At 30.9% G+C, this 22,558-nt stretch carries 20 protein-coding genes and 1 other annotated feature; of the genes, 2 read left to right on the top strand and 18 right to left on the bottom strand.

Annotated features, from left to right (window positions below; all coding sequences use genetic code 11):
• Positions 1 to 37: 37 nt before the first annotated feature.
• From asnB to J2Z42_RS02905, 5 genes are all read right to left on the bottom strand, one after another.
• Positions 38 to 1,627 carry an asparagine synthase B gene (gene asnB, locus J2Z42_RS02925; RefSeq protein WP_209700876.1) on the bottom strand — a complete coding sequence of 530 codons (1,590 nt, stop codon included), beginning with the start codon at positions 1,625 to 1,627 and terminating at the stop codon, positions 38 to 40.
• Positions 1,628 to 1,674: 47 nt separating this feature from the next.
• Positions 1,675 to 1,960: a binding site (T-box leader), on the bottom strand.
• 126 nt (positions 1,961 to 2,086) lie between these two features.
• Positions 2,087 to 2,890 (bottom strand): MBL fold metallo-hydrolase, encoded by an 804-nt coding sequence (locus tag J2Z42_RS02920; RefSeq protein WP_209700875.1) that lies wholly within the window; start codon positions 2,888 to 2,890, stop codon positions 2,087 to 2,089.
• 142 nt (positions 2,891 to 3,032) lie between these two features.
• Entirely contained in the window at positions 3,033 to 3,353 is a 321-nt protein-coding gene (locus J2Z42_RS02915; RefSeq protein WP_209700874.1) for a DUF960 family protein, read from the bottom strand.
• Positions 3,354 to 3,615: 262 nt separating this feature from the next.
• Positions 3,616 to 3,951, bottom strand: coding sequence for a branched-chain amino acid transporter permease (locus J2Z42_RS02910; RefSeq protein ID WP_209700873.1), 336 nt, complete (start codon positions 3,949 to 3,951; stop codon positions 3,616 to 3,618).
• Entirely contained in the window at positions 3,941 to 4,660 is a 720-nt protein-coding gene (locus J2Z42_RS02905) for an AzlC family ABC transporter permease (protein WP_209700872.1), read from the bottom strand. The genes J2Z42_RS02910 and J2Z42_RS02905 overlap by 11 nt, the downstream gene beginning before the upstream one ends.
• 164 nt (positions 4,661 to 4,824) lie before the next feature.
• Between J2Z42_RS02905 and J2Z42_RS02900 the strand changes: the two genes are divergently transcribed.
• Positions 4,825 to 5,325, top strand: a complete 501-nt coding sequence (locus J2Z42_RS02900) for a GNAT family N-acetyltransferase (RefSeq protein WP_209700871.1) — start codon at positions 4,825 to 4,827, stop codon at positions 5,323 to 5,325.
• A 236-nt stretch (positions 5,326 to 5,561) separates the two neighbouring features.
• Positions 5,562 to 8,063: a Ryanodine receptor Ryr gene (locus J2Z42_RS02895; protein WP_209701042.1), complete on the top strand. Its 2,502-nt coding sequence runs from the start codon at positions 5,562 to 5,564 to the stop codon at positions 8,061 to 8,063.
• 123 nt (positions 8,064 to 8,186) lie between these two features.
• Here the strand turns inward: J2Z42_RS02895 and J2Z42_RS02890 are convergent, their stop codons facing one another.
• The 13 genes from J2Z42_RS02890 to J2Z42_RS02835 all read right to left on the bottom strand — a co-directional run bounded on the left by J2Z42_RS02890 (position 8,187) and on the right by J2Z42_RS02835 (position 22,401).
• The gene (locus tag J2Z42_RS02890) at positions 8,187 to 8,597 is read right to left on the bottom strand and encodes an arsenate reductase/protein-tyrosine-phosphatase family protein (RefSeq protein ID WP_209700870.1); all 411 of its coding nucleotides are present in this window, start codon (positions 8,595 to 8,597) and stop codon (positions 8,187 to 8,189) included.
• Positions 8,594 to 9,649: an ACR3 family arsenite efflux transporter gene (arsB, locus tag J2Z42_RS02885; protein ID WP_281063516.1), complete on the bottom strand. Its 1,056-nt coding sequence runs from the start codon at positions 9,647 to 9,649 to the stop codon at positions 8,594 to 8,596. The genes J2Z42_RS02890 and arsB overlap by 4 nt, the downstream gene beginning before the upstream one ends.
• Before the next feature lie 12 nt (positions 9,650 to 9,661).
• Positions 9,662 to 10,042 (bottom strand): ArsR/SmtB family transcription factor, encoded by a 381-nt coding sequence (locus J2Z42_RS02880; protein WP_342589990.1) that lies wholly within the window; start codon positions 10,040 to 10,042, stop codon positions 9,662 to 9,664.
• 209 nt (positions 10,043 to 10,251) lie between these two features.
• Entirely contained in the window at positions 10,252 to 10,491 is a 240-nt protein-coding gene (locus tag J2Z42_RS02875) for an ATP-binding protein (protein WP_209700868.1), read from the bottom strand.
• A 51-nt stretch (positions 10,492 to 10,542) separates the two neighbouring features.
• Entirely contained in the window at positions 10,543 to 11,511 is a 969-nt protein-coding gene (locus tag J2Z42_RS02870) for a permease (RefSeq protein ID WP_209700867.1), read from the bottom strand.
• A 111-nt stretch (positions 11,512 to 11,622) separates the two neighbouring features.
• A complete protein-coding gene (locus tag J2Z42_RS02865; protein WP_209700866.1) occupies positions 11,623 to 11,862 on the bottom strand; it encodes a thioredoxin family protein in 240 nt (79 codons plus the stop codon).
• A gap of 30 nt (positions 11,863 to 11,892) precedes the next feature.
• Complete coding sequence (locus tag J2Z42_RS02860; protein WP_209700865.1) at positions 11,893 to 12,186, bottom strand: ArsR/SmtB family transcription factor; 294 nt, start codon at positions 12,184 to 12,186, stop codon at positions 11,893 to 11,895.
• Positions 12,187 to 12,499: 313 nt separating this feature from the next.
• Positions 12,500 to 14,356, bottom strand: coding sequence for an ABC transporter ATP-binding protein (locus J2Z42_RS02855; RefSeq protein WP_209700864.1), 1,857 nt, complete (start codon positions 14,354 to 14,356; stop codon positions 12,500 to 12,502).
• The gene (locus J2Z42_RS02850; RefSeq protein ID WP_209700863.1) at positions 14,353 to 16,578 is read right to left on the bottom strand and encodes an ABC transporter ATP-binding protein; all 2,226 of its coding nucleotides are present in this window, start codon (positions 16,576 to 16,578) and stop codon (positions 14,353 to 14,355) included. Before J2Z42_RS02850 ends, J2Z42_RS02855 begins: the two co-directional genes overlap by 4 nt.
• Positions 16,579 to 16,728: 150 nt before the next feature.
• The gene (locus J2Z42_RS14610; RefSeq protein ID WP_281063515.1) at positions 16,729 to 16,863 is read right to left on the bottom strand and encodes a hypothetical protein; all 135 of its coding nucleotides are present in this window, start codon (positions 16,861 to 16,863) and stop codon (positions 16,729 to 16,731) included.
• Positions 16,864 to 17,946: 1,083 nt separating this feature from the next.
• Positions 17,947 to 19,299 (bottom strand): gluconate:H+ symporter, encoded by a 1,353-nt coding sequence (locus J2Z42_RS02845; protein ID WP_209700862.1) that lies wholly within the window; start codon positions 19,297 to 19,299, stop codon positions 17,947 to 17,949.
• 56 nt (positions 19,300 to 19,355) lie between these two features.
• Complete coding sequence (locus tag J2Z42_RS02840) at positions 19,356 to 21,326, bottom strand: YjhG/YagF family D-xylonate dehydratase (RefSeq protein WP_209700861.1); 1,971 nt, start codon at positions 21,324 to 21,326, stop codon at positions 19,356 to 19,358.
• A gap of 169 nt (positions 21,327 to 21,495) precedes the next feature.
• Positions 21,496 to 22,401: a dihydrodipicolinate synthase family protein gene (locus tag J2Z42_RS02835; protein ID WP_209700860.1), complete on the bottom strand. Its 906-nt coding sequence runs from the start codon at positions 22,399 to 22,401 to the stop codon at positions 21,496 to 21,498.
• Positions 22,402 to 22,558 lie beyond the last annotated feature (157 nt).

Genomic DNA, 22,558 nt, shown 5'->3' with positions numbered 1-22,558 from the left:
TTTCTAAAGCACACTTGCTTATCTTAAATTTTCTTAACTATTTACCACTAGCACCATAATTTGATAATACTCTAGCACTAGGATCATTTACGTTACAGCCTTCCCATTCTTTATTTGGCATCCAAAAATCTTTTACCATTTTTGCTTGTCCTTGATAGTATTTTTCAAAAATCTCCCTGTATAACAATGATTCTTTTGTGAATGGTTTAGACTGATATTCATAGTTTTCACATAGTTTTTCAAATTCTTCATCAGAATAATGTGCTTCTGCATATTCCTTTAAATAATCAACCATAGAATGTCCTACAGCATCACTAAATGCTGCTTTTTCACGATACAAAATATCTTGTGGCAAATAATCACCTTCAAATGAATGTCTCAAAAGATATTTACCCTTGTTGTATTTGTTTAATTTCTTTTCAGGATCGATAGCCATAACATATTTTACAAAATCTAAATCTCCAAATGGTACCCTTGCTTCTATAGAATTCGAGCTTATGCAGCGATCTGCACGAAGTACATCATACATATAAAGCTCTCTAACCCTTTTCTGTGATTCCTTTTGAAATTCTTCTGCATTTGGAGCAAAATCAGTATATTTATATCCAAATAATTCATCAGAAATTTCACCAGTTAAAAGCACTCTTACATCAGAAATCTCATGTATTTTTTTACAAAGCAAATACATTCCCATACTTGCTCTTATTGTCGTAATATCATATGTTCCAAGAATTTTAATAACTTCATCAAGTGATTCAATTACTTCTTCTTTTGTCATATAAACAACAGTATGATCACTATGAATATAGTCTGCAACTTCTTTTGCATATTTTAGATCAATTGCATCTTCAGTCATACCTATGGCAAATGTTTTAATCGGTTTTTCAGGATTCATTTTTTGAGCAACTGCACATACAAGTGAACTGTCTAAACCGCCGCTTAACAAAAAACCTACAGGAGCATCAGCATCCATACGTTTTTCTATAGCAGTAACCAATTTATCATGAATATTATTGCAAATAACTTCTAAGTCATCTTTGCAATAGTCACCCTCTGTTGCTGCAATATCACAATAACATGTGAATTTACCGTCAGCATAATAATATCCTGGTGGGAAAGGCATAATCTTATCTGTAAGACCAACTAAATTTTTAGCTTCACTTGCAAATATGATTTTTCCCGATTGAGAATATCCATAAAATAGAGGACGAATTCCAATTGGATCTCGTGCTGCAATGTAACTGTCCTTTTTTCCATCATATATAATAGCTGCAAATTCTGCATCTAATTTTGAAAACATATCTAATCCATATTCATAATACATTGGAAGTAATATTTCACAATCACTATTAGAAATAAACTTATGTCCTTTTTTTATTAGTTCTTTTTTTATTTCACGAAAGCCATAAATTTCACCATTACAGATGGCTGCATCTGTTTTCCTTGTAAATGGCTGCATTCCGCTAAAACTTAAATCCATAATGGAAAGTCTTTGAAATCCCAAAATACCAGATGGCAAAGTAAGAATTTCAGTCATATCCGGTCCTCTAGACTCAGTTCTCTGAAGTGCCCCTGCAAATTTTTCATGTTTCATATCTGTTCCTGTATAACACATAATTGTACACATATTAATATTCCTCCTTAGGCATAAAAGCAGCGTCAATTCATCTTTAATAATAGGACGAATTGACGCTTTTATCCGTGGTGCCACCTAATTTACCATATCATAATCATATTGGTCTCTTTCCAGCTACTACTGGTATCCAAATAACGCATGGAATACGACGCTCCTACTTTACCTGAGCCTGTCTCAAACAATTAGTTTAAATTACAGATCTGCAAATATTTCAGTTTGCAACTCCGGAGTGTTATTCAAAAAAACTCTGCCGTCGGGTTCACACTGTCCCCAGCTCACTTTTGGTGAAATATTTTTTTTACTTGTCTCCATTATCGCTTTTCTTTGATGAATTTAATTCTAAACTGTATATGTGTATTTGTCAAGAATTTTTTATTCTTTTTATTAAATTTTCACTAACTGCATACTCATATTGGCAATTTTAAAATATTTGTGCATAATTGCAGCAGCTTATAACTTTATAATATCCAGGTCGTCAGGGACAATAATATTTCCTTTGAAAGATTTTCTGCCTTCCTCTGTATACAATTTTTTCCTATTTGATATATTTTTATCTTCAGTATGATACATAATTATATTTTTTACATTTAATTTAGATGCATTTTCGCATGCGTCCTTGACTGTAGCATGGTGTTTTTCATATGGTTTAAAAATATCTTTTTGTGAATATAAGCAAAAAGCTTCATGAAGAAGGTAGTCTGCATTGCTAGCATACTTAAATAATTCATCTCTATATGGCTCGTCACCTAAAAAAGTCAGCTTTTTCCCATTTGTAAGAGTCATGCTAAAACCAAATTGAAGCTGTTTTGTACTCTTAATATCAAAAGTCTCTATATTCCAGTCTAATACAGTAAACTTACCTCCATCATAAATTTCATTAAACATTATTCTATTTCCAATATATTTTGTAAATTTTTTTTGTAATAGTAAATTTGCTATAGTATTTATTACCTCAATATTTTCCTTATTGCAATAAATTGTTAGGTTGTCATTGTATTTCCCATCTATGATTCGCTGTGCAACCGCACGAATAATCCATACAATACCAGTAATATGATCATTATGTCTATGAGATATAAAAACATTGTGAATTTCACTAATACTTATATGTAATTTTTCAAGATTTGAAAGTATAGTATTTCCTCCGCCTGTATCTACTAAAAAATGTTCCTGGCCATTTGAAATGGTAAAACAAGTATTATAGCATTTTGTAACCATAGCGCAGCCTGTACCTAAAATATTAATTGTCTCCATAGTAACCCTCCAAATATATGCAGTATATTATTTTAATGACTAAGTTGTCTTTATTTTATCACATATTGCCATTCTATAATAACTCTACTATTATAAACAAGACATGATAGCCGTATTATCAGCCATCATGTTCTGTGCTTTTTTAGTATTCAGAAGCTTCCATCATTATGGTGTGCTTTGAGTCATCTATGACATATATCTTTGAATTGACTGGATTATTTACTTTTATAAATATTTTTTCTTTATATTCATGCTGTTCTTGAAAATGAACTATCTTCTGGTTATAAAATTCATTAAGTTCTCTAGTATTTTCTATTTCCTTTAATTCAAATACCTGTAGATAATCCAAATGGAAATTATCTTTTGATTTTAATCTATCAATTATATTCCATATTTCCATCTGTATTTTTTTATTTATATTTTTCCGTATTCCTATTGTTATATATCTTTTATTATCAAACATATATAATAACCCCTTTTCCTTAAAACTGAACTAGAGGAATATTTTTTAGTCTATCTATATAAATATATTCTTATAAATTTTATTTGATATCTTTTAATTCTACTTTAATTTAATTTATTTTTAGATTGTTTTTGTTTCATTAATTCAACAGGCAAAGCCTATAGTATTCTAAATACAAAAATGCCGTAAAATTCAAGTGAATAATACGACATTTTACAAACTATTCAATTTAGATTATTTTTCCATATAGCCATCATAGTAATTACACAAATATCAACTGTACTTCAATCATGTATACAATTGTTCCACCTATTATGCTGATCAGATTATTATGCTTCCATATATGCAAGACCGCTACTGTTATAATTCCAATTGCTTCAGGGATTCCAAATGGAAATGAATATAATTTAACATTTCTTAAGCAATAAATTATGAGCATAGCCATTACTGCAGGAGGCAAATAATTACCTATGTACACTACATATTTAGGCGTGGCTTTTTTATTTCCAAATAAAATAAATGGTGCTACTCTTATACCAAATGTAACAGCTCCCATAACTAGAATAGCAATTAGAGTATAACTATTATTAACATGCATTATTAACATCTCCCTTACTTTCCCTGCAATTTTTCCTTTCTATTTGTTTCGAAAAAATCATCAAATTTATAACTATAAGTACCATTGATGGCAAAACTAAATTATTAGGTCCAAAAATTGAAAGAGAGACAATAGTTGATAAAATGCCAATTATAACAGGAATATGAGTTTTATATGAAGACCACTGCTCAATAAAAATAACTACAAACAAGGCTGTCATTGCAAAATCAATTCCTTTTGTGTTGAATTTAATAAGCGAACCAAGAGCAGATCCAATGATTGTTCCAATTATCCAATACATCTGATTCAAAAATGATATACAAAATAGAAATAATTTATTATTAACTCCTTCAGGTGCTTTTACAGAACATAATAACGAGTAAGTTTCATCAGTAAGAGAATAGATCATGTATGTTTTCTTCTTCCCCATACTTTTAAACTTATCTATGAAAGATAGACCATAAAATAAATGTCTAATGTTTACAAACAAAGTCATAAGTGCTATTTCAATAAGACCTGCCCCACCTGTTAATAAATTAATAGCTATAAACTGCATGGAACCTGCGTATACAACTATACTTATTAAAATTGCCCATAACAAATTGTATCCTGATTTTTCAAATAGCAGCCCAAAAGCCATACCAACTGAAATATACCCCAGCATAACTGGTATTGTATTTGGGAATGCTGCTTTAATAGCTTTTTCCATATGAATGCCCCCTTTATTACTTGTAAAAATTTATTTAAAGTTGTAAATATACAAATCTTTATTATAATTAAGATAAAGTTTTTAATTTCAATTCAATCTATTTTTGAAATCTAGATGTATAATTAGATCATAATATTTATTAATCTATAAGGGAAGTGTAAAAAATGGAAAAAATAAAAACAAAAGATCCAAGATTTATGATCAGATTTGCTACTTCAGAAGATGCAGGCTTGGTTTTAGAGTATATGAGAAAGCTCGGAACATATCAAAAAATGCTTGATAAAATTACTGCAACAGAAGAAGGGATACATAAGCTTTTGTCAGAGAATAAGGGAGAAGTGATTTTTGGAGACTACGATGGAGAAACAGTGGCTTTCATTTATTTCTTTAATAATTCATCAGCATTTATAGGACAAACTGGCATTTATATAGATGGTTTTTTTGTAGAAGAAAATATGAGATTCAAAGGGCTAGGAAAAATTATGATGGCCTTTATGTCTAAACTTGCAATTGAACGAGGATGTAAGAGAGTGGAATGGGGATGTTTGGATTGGAATGAATCATCTGTTAGGTTTTATAAAAATATAGGTGCTGTTGGCGTAGATACAATGACTATATATAGACTAGCTCCCGATAAGCTGAAAGAAATAGCAGACAAATTTTAGCCTTCTTATGCCATATATTTTGATCTAATTTATATTCTTTCCCATCTATTATAAATTTTGATTTACTTGAATATCCTGTCTCGTCTTTGAACCAGTTTGTTGTCTTAAAAGCAGCCGTTTGCTCTTTTAAAGTAAATAAATTAAGAAGTGAAAATCTATATAAAATTTAAAAAATTGGAGTTATAATATAATTATTATTTTTATATATATTAGTAGGAAAAGGAATGATTAAAATTATGCTAATCAATGATTTCAATATTGTTGTATCTGGTGATGTATGTGTCAATTTATTATTTTGGAAAATCAACAACGAATGTATGAGCGACTTAAGCTGGCAGCATTATCCTCATATATGCAGCAGATTAAGTGAGGGGGAAGCTTTGCTTCTTGCAAAGCTTGTAGCCCTATCTACAGGTGCAAATGTTGTTTCACCCGAAGTAAACTGTAACAAAGATCATCTTCCCGAAGGTCTTTTAAAATCCACCATAGAATTGGGACTCTTTTCTTCAACATCTGATGGAAAAAATAAGAACAGAACATATAGAGTAAAAACATTTCTTGGCTTTACAGAAATACTTTTTGGGAGTCCAAAATTATTTTCTGTTATAAATGATAATAAAAATGCTGATCTGGTTATACTGGACGATGAAAATAATGGTTTCAACAACAATGAAGATTTCTGGCCTTCAGCTTTAAAAGAACCTGACAGTCATCCCACAATTATATATAAAATGGACAATCCATCAAACTCCACTAAGCTCTGGAAGCATCTAGAGAAATTCCATATGAAAAATACTTTAATAGTTATAAATGGAGATGACTTGCGTTCCAAAGAAGTTAATATAAGCAAGAATCTTTCCTGGGAAAAAACGGCACTGGACTTTGTATGGCAGATAAAAAATAATCCAAGCCTTACTTTCTTATCAAAATGCAGCCAACTTATTGTTCCATTGGGTTTGGAAGGTGCTATTTATTATAGAAATGACGGAAAAACTAAATCCAAACTGTATTTTTTGACATACGCATTTGAGGGGGATTTAATAAAACAGGTCAACGGCAAGATGTACGGACTCACTTCCTGTTTTGTCGCTGGATTGTCAAAATCCATAGTTTTGGGAAAGCTTAAAAATAAATCTATGGACGAATCCATTGATGATGGTATACGAGAGGGAATTGTAGCCACACAAAAATATTTCAGACATGGTTTTGGCAAAAATATTGTTGAAGATATTTTCCCAAATTCTTCTATTTTCAGTGAAGGAGAAAATGAATTTATATATAAAAAATATATACAGGATGTTGAAATACCTAATTTAAATGATCCTAAACATCAGTCCTCCTGGTATATTATAAAAGACAAAAGCTCTACTAATCTTGTTCAAATAGCTTACGATATCGTTAAAAATGGAGAAGAAAGTGCTCTTAAATACATACCAATAGCTCAATTTGGAAAACTCAAAACCGTTGACAGGGATGAATTTGAAGCTTACAAGAGTATTAAAAACCTCATGTCGGAATACATTCTCTCAAAAAATGTAGTTCGTCCTCTCTGTATTGCCGTATTTGGAACACCTGGTTCAGGGAAATCCTTTGGAGTAACCGAAGTTGCTTCTTGTGTAGCTCCAAATCTTATAGAAAAGCTGGATTTTAATCTGTCCCAGTTTCAAACATTGTCGGATTTAATTATAAGCTTCCACAAAATAAGGGACATTTCTCTTATTGGTAAAATTCCTCTGGTATTTTTCGATGAATTTGATTCAACTTTTGAGAAAAAGCTTGGCTGGTTGAAGTACTTTCTGGCTCCTATGCAGGACGGTATATTCAGGGAAGATAATTCAATCCACCCTATCGGAAAAGCCATCTTTGTATTCGCAGGAGGAACCAGCAGTACATTTGAAGAATTTTGCGGAGAAAACATAACAGATGAAACTGAATATAAAAAATTTAGCAGAGAATTTCAAAGTGTAAAAGGTCCTGATTTTATAAGCAGATTAAGAGGATACGTAAATATTCTAGGACTCAATCAGACAGATGGACAGAATGATCAATTATTCATCATCCGAAGGGCAATGCTTCTAAGAACACTTATGGAACGTAAAGTACCTCATCTTATAAATGAAAGAGGAGAAGCTCAAATAGATAGAGGCGTGTTAAGGGCACTTTTGAAAATCAGCAGCTACAAACATGAATCAAGATCCATGGAAGCAATATTGGAAATGAGCAGATTGACAAATTCAAAAAAATGGGAGCAGTCTTACCTTCCACCTAAAGATCAATTAAGACTCCATGTTGACGAGGATGAGTTTTACCGTCATTTAATGAGAGAGGAATTTTTTAATGAGAAAATCGATGAAATTTCCAAAGCTTTTAATTATAACTACATATTAATATCGAAAGCTACTGATGATGTTAGTCTTAATCCTGAAGAGTATTGGAACAGAGTGGATGATGAGCAAAAGAATTATATTAGAAATAATATAATTCATATTCCTAATATGCTATACAAGATTAACTACGATTTGATCTCGGTTTCTAAGATAAATAGTTATGAAATAATTGAATTTACAGAAAAGGAATTGTTAACTCTAGCTGGATATGAAGAAAAATATTTGCTAGGGAAAATAGCTGATTCTGCTCCTCAAACATTATCTCAAGACCAAATATTAGAATTTATCAAATGCTGGCCGAAAATACTTGCAAACTCAAACTTAAAATTAAAAAAGAATTTTGGATTTTAACATCAACATAATTAATTTTATATAGAAGATTTAACAATAACTTTTCATGCATAAATATACAAATGTTTATTATAATTAAGATAAAGCTTTGATTTCAAAAATTAGATAATAAATATCCACCAGCTAAATTGGTGGATATTTATTTTTAATTCGTCTAGCTAAATCTTTAACTTTTTCTTCAATAATTTTTGCTGTTTTTATAAATTCTTCATCACTTTTTCCTGTAGGATCATCTAATCCCCAATCTTCTGTATACTTTGCAGGTAAGAAAGGACATACTACATTACAGCCCATTTTTACAGCTATATCAATACTCGGAATATCCTTTAGTAATTTTGACTTCTGTGTTTCATTCATATCAACATTATATAGATTTTTTATAATTCTTACTGCATCTTGATTTATTGTATCTCTTAACTCTGTTCCAGCAGAATAAGCTTCAAAGGTATCACCTGCAAATAACTTGGAAAGAGCTTCTGCCATTTGAGACCTGCAAGAATTGTGTACACATATAAATGCTACTCTAGGTTTCATAACTCCCTTCCTCCGTTATTAAAATATTTTTTTCGAAAGTAGAGTGCTACATTTACAAGGCCTATCATAACAGGTACCTCAACTAACGGACCTATAACAGCTGTAAATGCTTCTTTTGATTCTATTCCAAATACTGCAACTGCAACAGCTATTGCAAGTTCAAAATTGTTACTCGCTGCAGTAAATGAAAGTGTAGTTGTTTTTTTATAATCTATACCCGATTTATAACTTATAAAAAATGATACTGAAAACATTATTACAAAGTACACTAAAAGCGGAACTGCAATTCTTACAACATCCATTGGAAGTTCAACTATATATTTGCCCTTGTAAGTAAACATAATTATTATAGTAAAGAGTAAAGCAATTAATGCTAGAGGGCTTATTTTAGGCACAAACTTTTTAATATACCAATCTGTTCCCATTTTAGGTTCTAAAATTAACCTTGTAAGAAGTCCTGCTGCAAAAGGGATACCCAGATAAATTGCCACAGAACCAGCTACTTTTCCCATAGAAATATCAACCTTATAACCAGTAAGTCCAAATACTGTTGGCAGAACAGTTATAAATATATAGCAATAGACTGAGTAAAAAACAACCTGAAAAATTGAATTAAAAGCCACAAGAGCAGCGGCATATTCTGTATCTCCATCAGCTAAACCATTCCAAACAATAACCATAGCAATACATCTTGCAAGTCCAATTAATATAAGTCCCGTCATAAATGCTGGATACGACTTTAAAAAAATAACTGCAATTATAAACATTAAAATAGGTCCCACAATCCAATTTTGTAAAAGTGATAATCCTAAAACCTTTGGATTTTTAAAAACTTTGCCAAGCTCCTTATAGTTAACTTTAGCAAGTGGTGGATAAAGCATAACTATAAGACCTATTGCCATAGGTATAGATGTTGTTCCTACAGATAAGTTTGATAGTGTATTAGAAAGACCTGGTGCAGCCCATCCTAAAATTATGCCAATTGCCATTGCTGTAAAAATCCATACCGTTAAATAACGATCAAGCCAAGATAATTTAGATATTTTATTCAATTTAATTTCCTCCTAATCCTTACACTTATTAAAACATATTTTGCCTTCTTTTAAGTCATCACAACCAAGTCCACTTTCTTTATACTTTTTTAGTCTCCATAAATCTTTTTTACACTGCTCTAAGTTAATCGCATGTTTTCTTATGATTTCATCTATAAATGGAAACGCCTTAATAGTATCCTTATTTATTTTGTAATATACATACTTATTTACCTTATAGTAATCAACAATTTTAGCAGCTGTAAGCTTTGTTAAGTGGCGTGAAGCATTAGATTGACTTATATCAAGCACAGCTTCTATTTCACAAACGCACATTTCACCATCTTTGAGTAAATTTAATATTCTCATGCGTGTTTCATCTGATAATGCTTTCATCACTTGTATTAAATCCACGTTATCACTCCTCATATGAATATATTCAATTATAATCATATGACATTTAGATTAAATTTGCAACCTTAAAAATTAATATTTTTATTGCAGTATTATTATTTCTATTTAATTAGTGAAAATACTAATTTTTTAGCATACATATTAAATTTTATATATAAAAAACGCACACTTCTAAAATTAATTAGTCATGTACGTTTTTCTAATTTTATTTAACTATTACAACAGCCACAGGCACAATTATCAGTTTGTCCATTATCACCTACATATTGAATAGCTCCAGAAGGACATAATGATTGGCAGCCTTTACAGCCTTGAACACAACCTTCTGGAAAAACTACTACTGGTCTGTTCCCTTCCTTTTTATACACTTCGTGTTTACACTTGTTAAAGCAAGCTCCACACTCTTTACAAATCTCATAATCAATAACAGGGTACCATTTTTCTGACATATAAAAACCTCCTAAAAATTTCTGAATTGTACTTTATCTATATAATGCAATTTACGATATTATAAAATTAAACACATACCCAGTGAATATAATTCCTAATCCTACAACAAAATAAAATACTGCTAATAGTTTAGGCTTTAGAACTCTTCTTAAGAGAATTCCTTCTGGCAGGCTAAGACCTGTTACAGCCATCATAAATGCTAGAGAAGTACCCATTGAAACACCTGCTCTTGTAAGTTCACTAACTAATGGTATTACGCCAGCTGCATTAGAATATAATGGAATTCCTATTACTACAGCTACAAATACTGCAAATGGATTATCTTTTCCTGCATATTTTGCAAGTGCACCTGCTGGAATCCATCCATGCATAATCCCGCCTATAGCAATACCTATTACTACATATATCCATATTTTCTTTATTAAATCCTTTGTAAAAGTCCATGAATCCAATAATCTTTCTTTGAGCGTTGGTTCAGCAATTTCTACATCTGAACCCATCTGCATTTCATAAACATAACTTTCTACATGTTTCTCCATTTTTAATTTTCCTATTATTATTCCACTTACAATAGCTATTATTTCTCCAGATATAACATACATTACAGCTATTTTAAATCCAAATAAACCATAAAGAAGTCCTAATGCAACTTCATTTACCATTGGTGCAGCTATAAGAAAAGAAAATGTAACTCCAAGTGGTACCCCTGCCTCTACAAATCCAATAAATAAAGGTACTGCAGAACAAGAACAAAATGGAGTAACAATTCCAAGTAAAGCAGCAAGAATATGACCTATAAATGTACTTCCTTTGCTTTTAGCAAGGATTTTTCTGGTTTTTTCTGGTGGAAAAAAACTCCTTATGAATGTAATGGCATAAATTATTATCAGTAATAAGATAAATATTTTTATAGTATCAAATACAAAAAAATTAAGAGCGCTTCCAAGTTTACTCTCTTTAGCAATGCTAAAGACATTATAAATAAGGAAATCCGCAAAAATTTGTATAGGTGTAAACATATTAATCCTCCATTCAATGCATAACTTTATAATTAAATACTTATATAGTGTTTTAACTTAAAGGACTCTATTTCTAAATAAATATAGAATTAAGTCCATTTAATAGTTTTTTTATTTTTCATCATTAATGTATTTTTTAATTTCGTCAACAGTACAGACCTTACCAAACATCTTAACTTTTTCATTAATAACTATAGCAGGAGTTCTCATAATTCCATATTTCATAATTTCTTTAATATCTTCTACTTTTGTGATTTTTGCATCTGCATTAAGCTCTTTAATAGCTTCCTTTGCATTTGCTTCAAGCTTCTTACAATTTGAACATCCTGTTCCTAAAATTTTTATTTCCATGGTTTTGTCCTCCTAAAATTTATAATATTTTTATTTAGAATTATCAGTAAAACTCACAACAAACTTATCCACATTATCAATGATATTTTTGATTTCATCACTGCTAAGTCTATAGTGCATATTCATGCCTACTTTTTCACACGATAAAATACCCGCTTCTTTAAGTATTTTTAGATGCTGAGATAAATTAGCTTGACTAAATTCTATATCTTCATTTAATTTACATACACATTTTGGTCCATTATATAAGAATTTAACTATTTTATATCTTATAGGATGACCTAAAGCTTTAAAAACTTTAACGCTTAATTCTTCTTTATCCATCATTATCCTCCTAATTTATAAGTATATAATTAAATGCTTATATGATTAATATACTACTTATTATTATAAAATGTCAATATAATTTTTTAACGGCTAACCCAAAAATGGAAAGCTAAGATACATAATATTAAGCTTTCAACATTTCAATGAATTTTATAAACGCACTTGTAGCAATACTATCCTTAAATAAATTTCCCCTATAGCAGACTGTTTAGTTATTTAACTGTCTGCTATAAGAGGAATATATCATTTTATCTACACCAGCGGCTTATTTAACATATAAAATACAAGGACACAAAATGTAGTATAAAAATTAAACTACTGCTAAATCTTCAAATTGACTATTATAGAGATTAGAATAGAAACCTTTTTTCTTGAGCAATTCCTCATGGGTCCCTTGTTCCACAATATCTCCATTATCCATTACAAGTATTAGATCAGCATCTTTTATTGTAGACAACCTATGTGCAATAATAAAACTTGTACGATTCTTCATAAGGTTATCCATGGCTTTTTTTATCATAACCTCAGTACGCGTATCTACAGAACTTGTTGCTTCATCAAGAATTAAAATTTTGGGATTTGCAAGTATTGCTCTTGCAATTGTAATAAGTTGTTTTTGGCCTTGTGACACATTAGAAGCTTCCTCGTTTAAAATCATATCATACCCTCCTGGAAGTGTACGTACAAAACCTTCAACATGTGCTGCTCTTGCTGCTACTTTAACTTCTTCATCAGAAGCATCAAGTTTTCCATATCTTATATTTTCAAATATACTTCCATTATATAGCCATGTATCTTGAAGAACCATTCCAAATATTGATCTTAAATCCTTTCTCTTAAAATCCTTTATATCATGACCATCTACAAGAATTCGGCCACTATTTACATCATAAAAACGCATTAAAAGTTTTACCATAGTAGTCTTTCCCGCACCTGTTGGTCCAACAATAGCAATTTTTTGACCTGGTTTTACCTTAGTTGAAAAATCATTGATTACAATTTTTTCAGGATTGTATCCAAAATGAACATGTTTAAACTCAACATAACCTTTTACTTTTTGAAGGTCTACAAAATAATCATCATTTTCCGAGATTTCTTCTTCCTCTTCCAAAAATTCAAATACACGTTCAGATGAAGCAGCTGTTTGCTGAAGTATATTTGATATATTGGCTATCTGAGTAATTGGCTGTGTAAATGATCTTACATATTGTATAAATGCTTGAATATCTCCAACTTCAATAGCTTTCTTTACTGCAAGCCATCCTCCAAGCACACATACTCCTACATATCCAAGATTACTTACAAAGTTCATAATTGGCATTATCATTCCAGACAAAAACTGTGACTTCCAGGCTGATTTATAAAGTGTATTATTTAATTTATCAAACTTTTCAACACTGTCTTTCTCACCATTAAAAGCCCTCATAACTATGTGTCCACCATACATTTCCTCTATATGCCCATTTACATGGCCCAGATAATCCTGCTGCTCCTTAAAATATTTTTGGGATTGTTTTACTATAAGCATAATCATCCCAAAGGATAGTGGAATTATACAAAGTGCTGTAAGCGTCATGGTGAAACTTATACTAAACATCATAATAAGTACTCCCACCACAGTTGTAACTGAAGTTATAATTTGTGTTAAACTCTGATTTAAAGTTTGACTTATTGTATCAACATCATTTGTGACACGTGACAGTACTTCACCATGATTTGTAGTATCAAAATATTTAAGCGGCATTTTATTTATTTTCTCTGAGATCTCTTTTCTCATCTTATAACTTACTTTCATAGAGACTCCCGACATTATCCAGCCTTGAATATAGCTAAAAAGTGAACTTATAAGATATAAGAAAACAAGCAAAACTATTATTTTTCCAATATAATTGAAATCTATTCCACTGCCATTTCCAGAAATCTTACCCATAATTCCCTCAAACAACTTGGTTGTAGCATTACCTAATATTTTAGGACCTACTATGGAGAATACCGAACTTGCAGCTGCAAATATGAGAACAACAATAATAGATAGTCTATACTCACTCATGTACCTTATGAGTTTTTTCATTGTATTTTTAAAATCATTTGCTTTTTCGCCGCCTTGCATCATAGCACCTGGTCCATGATGCATTTTACTTCTACTTACTTTATGCTTATCACTCATGCCAATTCCTCCTTTGAAAATTGTGACATTGCAATTTCCTGGTAAATGCTGCAACTTTTCATAAGTTCTTTATGAGTTCCACTTCCAACTATATGTCCATCATCAAGAACTATTATTTGATCAGCATCCATAATTGTTGAAATACGCTGTGCCACAATAAGAAATGTGCTTGAGGAAGTTTCTTTTCTAAGAGCCTTTCTAAGTGCAGCATCTGTTTTAAAATCAAGAGCTGAAAAACTATCATCAAACATATAAATTTCAGGTTTTTTCACAAGAGCACGCGCAATGGAAAGCCTTTGCTTTTGTCCTCCTGAAACATTCGATCCACCTTGAGAAATTTTAGTTTTAAATTTTTCAGATTTTTGCTCTATAAAATCAATAGATTGTGAAATTTTTGCAGCATTCAAAGCATCTTTTTCACTTGCATTTTTATTGGCATATTTAAGATTGGACTCAATTGTTCCGCTAAATAAATAACCCTTTTGAGGAACATATCCAATTTTGTCCCTAAGTTCATATTGAGATACATTTTTTACATTTACACCATCTACCAATACATCCCCATCTGTTACATCGTAAAAACGCATAATCAAATTTACTAAAGTAGTTTTACCTGAACCAGTAGATCCTATAAATGCTGTTGTCTTATGCGATGATGCTTTAAAACTAATACCTTTAAGCGCATATTCAGAAGCTCCTGGATACTTAAATGAAACATTTTTAAATTCAACTACTCCACATTTGCTTTTATCAAAACTTTCAGGATTTTGTTTATCTAGAATTGACAAATCAGTTTCAAGTACTTCACTAATACGTGCAGCAGAAACAGATGCCCTTGGTACAAGTATAAACATTACAGCTAACATCAAAAATGCCATTATTATCTGCATTGCATATTGCATAAATGCCATCATATCGCCTACCTGCATAGTTGAATCTGCAACTTGATGTGCTCCAACCCATACTATAAGCAAGGTAATTCCATTCATTATAAGCATCATAGATGGCATCATAGATACCATTACACGATTTACAAATAAATTTGTTTTTGTGACATCCCTATTTGCCTTATCAAAACGCTTTTCTTCAAATTCCTGCGTATTGAAAGCTCTTATTACCATCATACCTGAGAGACTTTCACGTGTTACAAGATTAAGTTTATCTATAAGCTTTTGTATTATTTTAAATTTTGGGATTGCAATTGCAAATACCACTAAAATTAATCCTAACAAAACTATAATTGCAAGTGCTATAATCCATGACATCGAGGGGCTTTTTCCCATAGCTCTTATTACACCTCCAATTCCCATGATAGGTGCATAAAATATCATTCTTATCATAATTACCATTAGCATTTGTATTTGAGTAACATCATTTGTACTCCTTGTTATAAGTGATGCCGTTGAAAATTTATCAAATTCCGTATTTGAGAAATTTTCAACTTTTTCAAATATATTCTTACGCAGATTTTTTGCAAGGCCTGCTGCTGTTCTAGATGCTAAAAATCCAACCGCAACAGTACATATGCCTCCAAGTAAAGATACCAAAAGCATGATTATTCCAGTTTTCATTATATATCCACTTTGTACTTTGTCAGTATTCATTCCAAGTGCCTTATACTCTGATTTAATTAAAGGTGTTGCAGATTGAGTAATCATACTTTCACCTAAACCTGAATTTTTTTTATTCATTTCATCAATTAACTTAGACCTTTGAACATCAGGCATTTTTGTAAGCATAGCAAACAAATCTGCTTTTGCTGGTATCTTCATTCCATTAAAATTAATTACTCCATTTTTTGCACTTGATTTAATCTTTTCAACTCCTGAAACATCAAGTATTGCCTTCCCCATTATTGAATTCAATTTGTCTGCTTCAGTTTTATCAATATTTTTAAGTACAAAAATTGATTCATTTTTTAAAACAGGGTACTTTTTTAAATAACTATCATAGTCTTTGTTTGATTTATCTACAAGTATATAATCTTGCGACACTTCATTTTTGTCACTTTCATTCATAAACATTTGTATTTTATTCATCTTACTTTGTCTCAATGCTTCTGGAACTGCATTTGCAACACCACCTTGTTGTATACCTTTATTTACAATGTTGGATGTATAATCTGGCAATGCAAGATCACACATAGCTTGCACAAATAAAAGCAGTATTGCAGCAAAAATCATTAAAGTAAATGGCTTTAAATGTTTTAATAACTTGATCATTATTATTCTCCTTACATTTAGATTGAAAAATATTTCGTATAAAAATATTTCGTATACGAACTCTAATATATGAAACATTTTACTCTAAAAAATTTTCTTAATCAACACATTTCTATTAAATTATTGTAAATAACATTGATGTGAAATTTTTTATATAATATGACTTTGCAATTTGCTTATACAAAGATTATGTTCCTTCAATTTATAATTTAATTTGAGAACTTCATCTATACTATTTAATTTAGCTGTTTGATTTAAGTAATCAAATATTTTAGGCAAATTCATAACTCTTCCCCCTTAAAAATTAAATTAATTTACTTGACACGAGACTCCTTTTATGATAATATTAAAATGATTTGTTATATATTTATATATAATTGAATATTATATCACGTTTATAGATAAATACAAGAGGACAACATATATTTTGTTATCTTTTTTATGGTAATATATTAAGTTGAATAAAACTTACTTTCTGAAATTATAAAATCTATATGATTAAATAGCCGCTATCCTAATTACTGAGGTAGCGGCTATTTAGCATAAAAATTTTTCTATATTTAATTTTAGGTTTAATCATTTGTATTACAAGCGTAAAAACGTTGTAAAATTTTTAAATAATACACCGTTTAAGTAAATCATTTACTTTTTAATCGTTACGTTAAATAAGAATATTGTGTGCCTTATGCTGTACTATCTTACCATATAAATGGAAATAAGCAATAAGTATTCTTACGATAATTCTCAAATTCTTCTTTGAATTGTTCTTTTAGTGCTTTTTCCTCAATTTTTATTCTAATTCCATAACATACTATGCAAATAATTAAGACTATTATAGGTGCAAATATATTTCTCAATGAAAATGCTATTCCTAAAAGACAAGGTTTCTTATATATTTGTTTACTTCTGAACTTCTTAAATAATAACTTACATAAATACTTAAGCAATATCCAAGACTTCCACTCCAATCGTATAAATTATGCTTGTACACAACAAATTACTATTGCAATATATGATAATAAATTTATGACTATTTGCTTTTTTATATTTTTCTAATATATAATATATTAGTAACCAAATTATAATACATAAATCCAAATCAATAATAAGTTTTAATATATTAAATTGTTCACTAAAAATATCATAATGAAAATTAAACAACTTAAATATAAGTAGATTATATCATTTTATACAATTCAAGAAAAGTTTTACTGTATAAATCTTTTTATCTTGACTTGTTTTATTTTTTGACATAAAAATGCTCCCTTCCAAGTAAGCAAATTTTTATTATTTCACTTGTCTACCTAGAAGGAAGCATTTCAAAGCTAATGCCACAGCCCAATTTATATATCATTTATATTTTATTTATTACACAAACGCATTCAATATCAATATAAATATTAATCCTGTCACAGATAAAACTGTTGACATCAATGTCCATGTAGCAAAAGTTTCTTTCATACTAAAACCAAAATACTCTTTTACTATCCAAAAGCTCGCATCGTTTACATGAGAACATATAGCACTTCCACATCCCGTTGCAAGTGTTATAAGTGCTAAATTAGCATCACCATAACTAGCAATTATAGGAATAACAAGACCAGATGTCGACAGTGCTGCAACTGTTGCAGAACCCAGAGCAATACGTAAAATTGCTGCAACTATCCATGCTAGTAGTATAGGTGAGATGGAAGTTCCATTAAAAAGAGAAGCTATATACTTACCTACACCCCCATCTATAAGAACTTGTTTAAAAGCACCTCCACCACCAATAATTAAAATCATCATTCCAATTGACGCAGCTGCTGCCGTACAAGTATCTCCTAATTTTTTTACTGGGATTTTTCTCTTTATTCCCATTGTATAAATTGCAAACACAAGAGATATAAGCATTGCGGTATCTGGATTACCTATAAAGCTTACTATTGTAAAAAATGAATTTTTCTTTATTCCGGCTGTTTCTTGTATCATTGAGAGTATCGTAGATATCATCATCAAGATAACAGGAAACATTGCTGTTAATAAGCTAACAGCAAAACTTGGCGTATCTTCCAATTTAAATACTTTTTGTTGACCTATAGCATCAATACTTCCACCATCTTTTATAAAAGCACTTGGTATAATTTTTTTGTCTATCTTAGTAAATATAAGTCCTGATATAATAACAGTTGGTATTGCTATGATAATGCCGTACACCAATACCTTTCCTATATCTGCTCCATATGCTCCTGCTATTACTGTTGGACCCGGATGTGGAGGTAAGAAACAATGTGTCACAAGTAGAGATGCAAGCATAGGAATTCCTAAATTTATTGGAGAAATTTTTAATTCCCTCGCAATAGAAAATATAATTGGAAGTAATAAAACCAACCCTACTTCAAAAAACATTGCTATACCAACAACAAAAGAAGCTATTATAACAGCTATTTGAATTCTTTTCACACCAAATTTATTGATTAACGTCATTGCAATACGATGTGCTCCACCTGAATCAGCAATTAACCTACCAAGCATAGCACCAAGACCAAATATTAAAGCTATGTGCCCCAATGTGCTGCCCATACCAGATTCAATTGTTGAAACAATTTTTCCAAGTTGCATTCCAAGTCCAATTGCCACAACAAAAGAAACAATCAACAATGAAAGAAATGTGTTTAATTTAAATTTAGAAATTAATACAATTAATAATAATACACCAAGTCCTACTATAAACAAAGGCATAACATATTCCTCCTGACTATTTAGTTTTCATAATTCTTTATAAATTTTAATAATTATTATTTGTCTAATGCTTTTTTCCCTGCTTCGATTACTTCAATAATTTTATCTACGTCGTATACACTACCTCTCCATGTTCCACCACTCACAGATTGAAGTGCAGCCCACAATTTTGTATCATCAGGAAGATCAGGATCAGCTTTAAGATCTGGATGCGGCTCACGTGATTTTAAAACTTTCGCTCCTTCTTCATATGAAATCTTATTGTCTTCGGTTCCTATAAAATTTATAGATCCTTCGAGCTTGTTTGTATCAACTATGATTTCAACAATATCATTATTCCTCAATTTTCCAATAGGTCCACCTGCCAATGCTTCAGGTCCTATATGTCCGAAACATGCACCTGTTGAAACACCTGAAAAACGTGCATCTGTAATCAATGATACATGCTTACCAAATGGTAGATGTTTAAGTGCAGAAGTCAACTGATATGTTTCTTCCATTCCTGTTCCCATAGGGCCTCCACCCATGACAACCATTATATCTCCTGCTTTTATCTTTCCACCTTCTTTAAGTGCTTTGATAGCAGCCTTTTCTGATGTGAAAACCTTAACTTTTCCAGTATGTCTAAATACACCATCGTCATCTATAACTGAAGGGTCAATAGCTGTTGATTTTACTACAGATCCTTCTGGAGCAATATTTCCCACAGGGAAAGTTACTGTTGATGTAAGTCCTCTCTTTTTAGCCTGTTGTGGACTCATTATAATTTCATCAGGACTGATTCCATCTATTTCTAATAAACGTTTTCTACAACTCGAACGTCTTTCCGACTTTTCCCACCAATCAAGATTTTCACCAAGAGTTTGCCCTGTAACAGTAACAACATCTTCATGAAGTAATCCAAGCTTTCTTAAATGTAACATAACTTCTGGAACTCCTCCAGCCAAAAATGCACTAACTGTCGGATAATTAACCGGTCCTATAGGAAGAACACTTACAAGACGTGGTACTTTCTTGTTTATTCTTGCCCAATCTTCTACAGTAGGTACTTTACAATTAGCAGCATATGCAATTGCTGGAAGATGTAGAAGTAAATTTGTAGATCCACCGAATGCAGCATGTACGACCATTGCATTTTCTATGGCTTTATCTGTAATAATATCTTTTACTGTTATTCCTTCTTTCACCATGTCTAAAACTGCTTTTGCAGACTGAGTTGCAACGTGTTCCCATATACGCTGGCCTGATGGTGCTAAGGCAGAATGAGGAAGTGCTATTCCAAGAGCTTCAGAAATAACCTGTGATGTTCCAGCAGTACCAAGGAATTGGCATCCACCTCCTGCAGAAGCACATGCGTTGCATCCAAATCTACATGCATCTTCAAGAGAAAGTTCATCGTTTGCAAATCTTACACCAATTGTTTGTACTGTTCCTGCATCTTCACCTTCTGTAGGTTGCAAAGTTGCTCCACCTGGAACAATTATAATAGGTAAGTCATGCATAGATGCAAGTGCTATCATCATTGCAGGAAGTCCTTTATCACATGATGCCACTCCAATTATTGCACGTCGGGTTGGAAGTGATCTTATAAGACGTCTAAATACAGTAGCTGCATCATTACGATAAGGCAAAGAATCAAACATTCCTGTTGTGCCTTGGCTTCTTCCATCACATGGATCTGTTACATATGCAGCATAAGGAACTCCTCCAAGTTCTTTAATCTCCCTAGCCGCTGCTCTCATCTGCACTCCAAGTTCAAAATGTCCAGTGTGCAATCCTACAGCAATAGAAGTACCGTCATTATCACGTATTCCTCCCTGAGTGCTAAGTATAAGCACATCACCGCCTAAAAGTTTATTGGGGTTCCAGCCCATGCCAGCATTTAAAGTCATTCCAAATATATTTCCACTTGGTAAATTTCTAAGCAATTCAGGTGTGAGTGGAAGTGATCCTTCTGGTCCTTCTGAATGAGTTTCAATCTTATATAAAGATTCATCTTCTTTACTGTAAATTGATTTTAACGACATAATTAATCCCTCTCATCTTATAGTTTTATATTATTTGTAATAATTGTTTTATATATCAATATTTAATGATATAATATATTGAAGTCATCATTTACTGATATCGATATTTTGGTAAAAACATTCTATATGTCATAAAGTGATGGCCTTTTTGTTTTACAACTAAAATATATTATTTTAGAGTTATACTGTCTATCTGTTTAATAAGTTTCTCAATCAAACCAGTTTGCTTTTCGTCAGCCTGCAAAAGAGGAGTCTTACAATAATCATTCATATCAACACCTTTTAATATCATTGCCTTTTTTATGATTGGAATGAAACATTCACTTACATCGTATAGTTTAGCCATTTCATCGATACAATTTTGGATTTTTGATACCTTATTTAAATCTTTTTCATTAAATGAATCTACCCAGTCTGAAAATACTTTTGGATAAACATTTGAAAGTGCGCCAATACAACCATTTCCACCTGAAATAACATTACGTGAAAAATTTTCATCAAATCCTGAATATATCTCAAAATTAGGGAATTCGTTTTCTACTGTTTTAATTAACTTCCTTGTGTGAGACATTTCAGAAACTGTATCTTTGTATCCAACTATATTATTGTGTTTTCTAAGTAATTTCAAAGTAAGCTCAGGTGACAAATCATGTCCTGTTCTGTCAGGGAAATTATACAAATAAATATTCCCTTTCACAGCATTAGCTATTTCGTCATAATAATATTCCAGACTATCATCATTTAATTTGAAATAATATGGACTTATAATTATAATGTCTTTTGCACCATTATTAATAGCATAATTTGAAAGTTCTATTGTATCTTCAACTGTTATACAGCCAGTTCCAATAATAACTTTAGTCCTTTCATTAGCATATGGAATTATGATGTCTATCAATCGTTTTCTTTGTTCCATGGACATTGCATAAAATTCACCTGCACTACCCATGATAAGCATTCCATCGATACCTGCATTTATAAGATGGTCATAAATATTTTTATTCGCTTGAACATCTAAATTGCCATTTGAATCAAATGCAGTAACAACAGGTGTTATAAATTTAGCTTTTTTCATATATAATCTCTCCTTTAATATAAAGTAAAAAATAAAATACTATCTTTATTCGTATATACGAATATGATTTGTTTATACAAACTTCATACTTAAATCATATCATAATTTTTTGCTATGTCAATATACTATTTTATTTTTATATAAAATAATAATTTAC

This window comes from Clostridium algifaecis (assembly GCF_017874415.1).
Classification (GTDB): domain Bacteria; phylum Bacillota; class Clostridia; order Clostridiales; family Clostridiaceae; genus Clostridium_B; species Clostridium_B algifaecis.
Note: the sequence above shows the minus strand (reverse complement) of the source record. Positions and strands in the feature narration are given on the sequence as shown.

What these genes read in the sequence shown, in the direction of transcription:
- asnB (WP_209700876.1), bottom strand. Translation starts at nt 1,627, where the DNA reads ATGTGTACAATTATGTGTTATACAGGAACAGATATGAAACATGAAAAA.
- J2Z42_RS02920 (WP_209700875.1), bottom strand. Translation starts at nt 2,890, where the DNA reads ATGGAGACAATTAATATTTTAGGTACAGGCTGCGCTATGGTTACAAAA.
- J2Z42_RS02915 (WP_209700874.1), bottom strand. Translation starts at nt 3,353, where the DNA reads ATGTTTGATAATAAAAGATATATAACAATAGGAATACGGAAAAATATA.
- J2Z42_RS02910 (WP_209700873.1), bottom strand. Translation starts at nt 3,951, where the DNA reads ATGCATGTTAATAATAGTTATACTCTAATTGCTATTCTAGTTATGGGA.
- J2Z42_RS02905 (WP_209700872.1), bottom strand. Translation starts at nt 4,660, where the DNA reads ATGGAAAAAGCTATTAAAGCAGCATTCCCAAATACAATACCAGTTATG.
- J2Z42_RS02900 (WP_209700871.1), top strand. Translation starts at nt 4,825, where the DNA reads ATGGAAAAAATAAAAACAAAAGATCCAAGATTTATGATCAGATTTGCT.
- J2Z42_RS02895 (WP_209701042.1), top strand. Translation starts at nt 5,562, where the DNA reads ATGCTAATCAATGATTTCAATATTGTTGTATCTGGTGATGTATGTGTC.
- J2Z42_RS02890 (WP_209700870.1), bottom strand. Translation starts at nt 8,597, where the DNA reads ATGAAACCTAGAGTAGCATTTATATGTGTACACAATTCTTGCAGGTCT.
- J2Z42_RS02875 (WP_209700868.1), bottom strand. Translation starts at nt 10,491, where the DNA reads ATGTCAGAAAAATGGTACCCTGTTATTGATTATGAGATTTGTAAAGAG.
- J2Z42_RS02870 (WP_209700867.1), bottom strand. Translation starts at nt 11,511, where the DNA reads ATGTTTACACCTATACAAATTTTTGCGGATTTCCTTATTTATAATGTC.
- J2Z42_RS02865 (WP_209700866.1), bottom strand. Translation starts at nt 11,862, where the DNA reads ATGGAAATAAAAATTTTAGGAACAGGATGTTCAAATTGTAAGAAGCTT.
- J2Z42_RS02860 (WP_209700865.1), bottom strand. Translation starts at nt 12,186, where the DNA reads ATGGATAAAGAAGAATTAAGCGTTAAAGTTTTTAAAGCTTTAGGTCAT.
- J2Z42_RS02855 (WP_209700864.1), bottom strand. Translation starts at nt 14,356, where the DNA reads ATGAGTGATAAGCATAAAGTAAGTAGAAGTAAAATGCATCATGGACCA.
- J2Z42_RS02850 (WP_209700863.1), bottom strand. Translation starts at nt 16,578, where the DNA reads ATGATCAAGTTATTAAAACATTTAAAGCCATTTACTTTAATGATTTTT.
- J2Z42_RS14610 (WP_281063515.1), bottom strand. Translation starts at nt 16,863, where the DNA reads ATGAATTTGCCTAAAATATTTGATTACTTAAATCAAACAGCTAAATTA.
- J2Z42_RS02845 (WP_209700862.1), bottom strand. Translation starts at nt 19,299, where the DNA reads ATGCCTTTGTTTATAGTAGGACTTGGTGTATTATTATTAATTGTATTA.
- J2Z42_RS02840 (WP_209700861.1), bottom strand. Translation starts at nt 21,326, where the DNA reads ATGTCGTTAAAATCAATTTACAGTAAAGAAGATGAATCTTTATATAAG.
- J2Z42_RS02835 (WP_209700860.1), bottom strand. Translation starts at nt 22,401, where the DNA reads ATGAAAAAAGCTAAATTTATAACACCTGTTGTTACTGCATTTGATTCA.